The sequence below is a fragment of the Mesorhizobium sp. M7A.F.Ca.CA.004.12.1.1 genome, from assembly GCF_003997835.1.
Classification (GTDB): domain Bacteria; phylum Pseudomonadota; class Alphaproteobacteria; order Rhizobiales; family Rhizobiaceae; genus Mesorhizobium.
Window position 1 is genome coordinate 1 of the sequence record NZ_RZRK01000843.1, and the last position, 2,608, is coordinate 2,608.

Genomic DNA, 2,608 nt, shown 5'->3' on the forward strand with positions numbered 1-2,608 from the left:
CCGTGTAATAGGTGACGGTGTAGGCGCCGCTGTCCCAGTCGACCTCGTCCACATAGCGAAAGCCGTCGCGCTGCTCGACCTTGGCGATGATCTCCGACAGCTTCTTGGCATTGGGCGGCGGCAGCGGCTTGTCGTCCGCGGCCAAGGCTGCCCCGCCGGCGAGAAGAACGGCGACGCTGGTCGCCAGAAGCAATCTGGACATGGCTTTCCCTCAAGTTTCGTCGGACAGAAACTCGCTGGCGTGCCGGTTTGTTCCGCAGCCGGAATGCGTGCCGATTCAGTCCACCGGTTTGCAGCTGCCCGAATGAGGGGCCGCCGCCCGCTTGACTTACGCGGCGCGTCGTTGAGCGGGGTGGAGACCTGAACGGGTTCGGCGAGGGTCGACGGCAGTCACGATGCTGTGGTGGTGATCGCAATAGACGCGATCCGCCGAAGTTGGCCCAGCACAGAAACGATAACCGCCGGGCACTGACCGGTCTTCGCTCACCGGGAAGCGGCACTGATAGACGCCTAGCTGAATGAGGGGGACGTCTTTCGAAATCGGTCTGATATTTTCTGGCATGGTTTTTCAGGTTCCTGGTTCATAGCCATTGCCGGCTGACGACCGCAATGCGACCGTGTCAAAGCGAGCTTCTCTCGTTTTGGAGGGCTGTGGATCACCATATGGTGTTGGTCGCGGTGTCAATGAAGCCCGAAACCCTGCTTTAGCAAGCCAATCATTGCGACTTAAGGCCACACTTGCCGCTGGGAGGGCGGGCTATGAAGCGAATACATTTTGTCAGCAGACAGTGCGGTCGCGTCCCGGAGCATCTCTTCGAACCGTTGCGCCGGTGCTATGGTGTGCCTGCATGATCAGAGAGCAGGGATACGAGGCATGCCCGAAGTCACCCGCCGTACACTTCTTGCGTTCACCGCCGTGGCCTCGGCCATTGAACCGAAATTTGCCGAAGCGGAAGGGGCCTCACCCGAATTGCGGTCGCTGATCGGAGCCCATGAAGCCAGCTATGCCGGGCTTCACAGGGTTGTTCATCGAGCGGGCAGCAGCAGCCACGAACGCAGGACGGCAGACCGGATTGAACAGGAAGCCTTGCTGGCCATCTGCTCCTATCCGGCGATCAGCCGAGGCGACCGCCGGGCCAAGGCCGATTACCTGTTGACCGCCGAGGCTCGGGGTGAACTCGACCTGGAAGAGCACATGCAGGCCATCCTGCACTCGATGAAGCGCTGATCGCGGCTGGTGCATCTCCACAACCAGACATCGCCGGCTGCCGTAAGGATTTTGGTGGGCGATGCAGGGATTGAACCTGCGACCCCACCCGTGTGAAGGGTGTGCTCTCCCGCTGAGCTAATCGCCCGCTCGTTGCCCAAAGGCCAAGCGAGCCGCGATATAAGGGAGGCGGGTGCGGTAAGTCAAGGCGCTGTCCGGCGTTCTGACAGGGATCGGTTTTGCTGTGCTTTGCGCCCTGTCTCCGACCAACGCCGGCTACATTCCGTCAGTTTCCCGCAGCGGCAATCAGCTTCTGCGCCAGATCGAGCGTCAGCGCGTCGAAATGCGAAATGACAGCCGAGGGTTCGAATTCGCGGACATGGCGGTCGGTGTAGCCGAAATCGACCGCCACCACGGGAATGCCGGCGGCTTTTGCCGTGTCGATGTCGGTTTGCGAATCGCCGACCATCAGCGCGCGGTGCGGGTCGCCGCCGGCCAGCTTGATGGTCTCGATCAGATGGCGCGGGTCGGGCTTGCGGAAGGCGAACGTGTCCTGGCCGGCGATGGCCGCGAAATGTTTGGTCAGGCCGAGTGCCTCGATCAGCGCCAGCGAGTTGGCTTCGTATTTGTTGGTGCAGATGGCGAGGACATAGCCGGCCTCCTCGAAGCGCGCGATCGCCTCGACGACACCGGGGTAGGGGCGCGACTTGCCGGGGATGTTGAGCGTGTAGTGGTCGAGGAAAAGTTTCAGCAGCCGGTCGTGCTCCTCGACGGCAAGCGATCGCTGATGGGCGGCGTGCGCCCGCTCGATCATCACCCGGCCGCCGTGACCGACAAAACGCCTGAAGCCGGCTTCGTCGACCGCGGCGATCTCGCTGGCGGCAAGGCTGTGGTTCAGGCTGTCGAGCAGGTCCGGCGCTGTGTCGATCAGCGTACCGTCGAGGTCGAACACGATGATTGGTCGGGTCATGGTCTGTCCTGGGCAGGTGTGCAATGGGCAGGCGATAGCGGCTGCGGCGCGTCAAGGCAAGCTGACTGGGGGCAAGCCGGCTTGGCAATCGCTTCAGACCGGTGACAGTTTCAACGTGTGGCGGGACCACCAATTGTGGAAGCCGGCGCTGCCCCTCATCGCCCTGCCGGGCACTTCTCCCCGTATAGTGACGGGGAGAAGTGGCTGGCCGCAATGACGGCGCCCTTCTTGCAACGCTGGTGATTGGCGAAACCACCGATGAGAGCGCCCCTCACTATACGGGGAGAGGATGCCGGCAGGCAGGTGAGGGGCGGCGCCAGCGTCAGGAAAAGGGTGACGGGGCGAATTCCAAAACCTGAAGCGATTGTCCTGGGCGAGCGCGCCGGGCAAGCAGGCCCCATCGGACCGGACATTTCGCGGCGAGCTTCCAG

At 62.7% G+C, this 2,608-nt stretch carries 3 protein-coding genes and 1 tRNA gene; 1 reads left to right on the forward strand and 3 read right to left on the reverse strand.

What is annotated here, in order from left to right:
- Window positions 1-202: PepSY domain-containing protein (locus EN984_RS30550; protein ID WP_127384187.1), on the reverse strand; the 202-nt coding region annotated here is incomplete at its 3' end.
- 672 nt (window positions 203-874) lie between these two features.
- Between EN984_RS30550 and EN984_RS30560 the strand changes: the two genes are divergently transcribed.
- Complete coding sequence (locus EN984_RS30560; RefSeq protein WP_127269439.1) at window positions 875-1,228, forward strand: hypothetical protein; 354 nt, start codon at window positions 875-877, stop codon at window positions 1,226-1,228.
- A gap of 52 nt (window positions 1,229-1,280) precedes the next feature.
- On the opposite strand, the gene EN984_RS30565 is transcribed toward EN984_RS30560, so the two are convergent.
- Together EN984_RS30565 and EN984_RS30570 are read right to left on the reverse strand one after the other, a co-directional pair.
- Window positions 1,281-1,355, reverse strand: a tRNA-Val gene (locus tag EN984_RS30565).
- Between the two features lie 138 nt (window positions 1,356-1,493).
- Window positions 1,494-2,177, reverse strand: coding sequence for a phosphoglycolate phosphatase (locus tag EN984_RS30570; protein WP_127271163.1), 684 nt, complete (start codon window positions 2,175-2,177; stop codon window positions 1,494-1,496).
- Window positions 2,178-2,608: the final 431 nt, after the last annotated feature.

Coding starts and splice junctions, on each gene's coding strand:
- EN984_RS30560 (WP_127269439.1), top strand. CDS start 875: ATGCCCGAAGTCACCCGCCGTACACTTCTTGCGTTCACCGCCGTGGCC.
- EN984_RS30570 (WP_127271163.1), bottom strand. CDS start 2,177: ATGACCCGACCAATCATCGTGTTCGACCTCGACGGTACGCTGATCGAC.